Below are 1201 nucleotides of genomic sequence, written 5' to 3'. Positions count from 1 at the left end.
AGGGCAGGGGAATCGCATATGATTTTTGTGGGCCTATTGCGTTGAATTGCAATATGGATTCTGAGGACGACACTCGATTGATTGGGGGTGTCGGATGCAGAAGTTCAAGAAGGCCTTTCGGCGTTTGCCGGACCCGCGGGCGGCCAATGCGAAACACCCGCTTCTCGAGCTTCTGGTCATCTCGCTGGCGGCCGTCGTTTGCGGAGCTGCCAGTTGTGCGGAGATTGCGGAGTTTGGGCGGTCGAAGGAAGAGCTGCTGCGGCTCTTCCTGTGCCTGGAGCACGGCATTCCGAGCCATGACACGTTCAGCAGAGTATTCCGCCTGTTGGAGCCGCGGGCCTTCGAACGCGCGTTCCGCCAATTTATGGCGGCATTTGCCAAGGCCAATGGTGTCAAGCTTGGTGGGGTGGTCGCGGTCGACGGAAAAGCGTTGCGTGGCGCCTATGAGCGCGGGGGTAAGGCGACGCCACTGCATCTGGTCAACGTCTTTGCGGTGGAAGCGCGGATGGCCTTGGCGCAGCAGAAAGCGCCCGGTCGCAACGAAACGGCAGGCGCTCTGGAAGTCCTGGAGCTTCTGCGCCTCGAAGGCTGCATTGTCACGGCCGATGCGCTGCATTGCCATCGCGGCTTTGCTGAAGCGGTGCTCAAGCGTGGCGGTGACTATGCCCTGGTTATCAAGGCCAATCGCGGCCCCCTGTTCAAGACGATTACGCAGCAGTTTGCGCGATCGGGCAAACGGAACACGACCCGACAGATCGACCGCTCCACGCACGACCGCAGCGAAACGCGCACGGCAACCGTCATGCGCAACGCCACCCTGGCCGCGCGCTTCCCTGGCGTCGCCGCCATCGGCCGGGTTACCTCGCGCCGGAAACTGCGCGGCCAGCGTGCCGATAGGACTGTCGTTCGCTACTATCTCTTGTCGAAATACCTGCCTCCCAAGCGACTGCTGGATGTCACCCGCAGTCATTGGGGGATCGAGAACCGTCTGCATTGGGTTCTCGACGTCCATTTTGACGAGGACGGAAACCGCGCGCGAAAGGATCATGCGCCGGAAAACTTCGCCATTCTGCGGCGGCTCGCTCTCAACCTCTTGCGAGCCCATCCCGACCGAAAATCCATCCGCCTCAAAATCAAGCGCGCAGGATGGGATAACGCCTTCCTTTTGCAGATCCTCAGCCATATGCGATAGCCCTGCCCT

The 1201-nt window shown here is 60.9% G+C and carries 1 protein-coding gene; it reads left to right on the top strand.

Annotated elements, in window-relative coordinates:
- Positions 1–94: 94 nt before the first annotated feature.
- Positions 95–1192: an ISAs1 family transposase gene (locus GGD63_RS39915; protein WP_183250664.1), complete on the top strand. Its 1098-nt coding sequence runs from the start codon at positions 95–97 to the stop codon at positions 1190–1192.
- Positions 1193–1201: the final 9 nt, after the last annotated feature.

This window comes from Bradyrhizobium sp. cir1 (assembly GCF_014198245.1).
Classification (GTDB): domain Bacteria; phylum Pseudomonadota; class Alphaproteobacteria; order Rhizobiales; family Xanthobacteraceae; genus Bradyrhizobium.
Note: the sequence above shows the minus strand (reverse complement) of the source record. Positions and strands in the feature narration are given on the sequence as shown.

Coding starts and splice junctions, on each gene's coding strand:
- GGD63_RS39915 (WP_183250664.1), top strand. CDS start 95: ATGCAGAAGTTCAAGAAGGCCTTTCGGCGTTTGCCGGACCCGCGGGCG.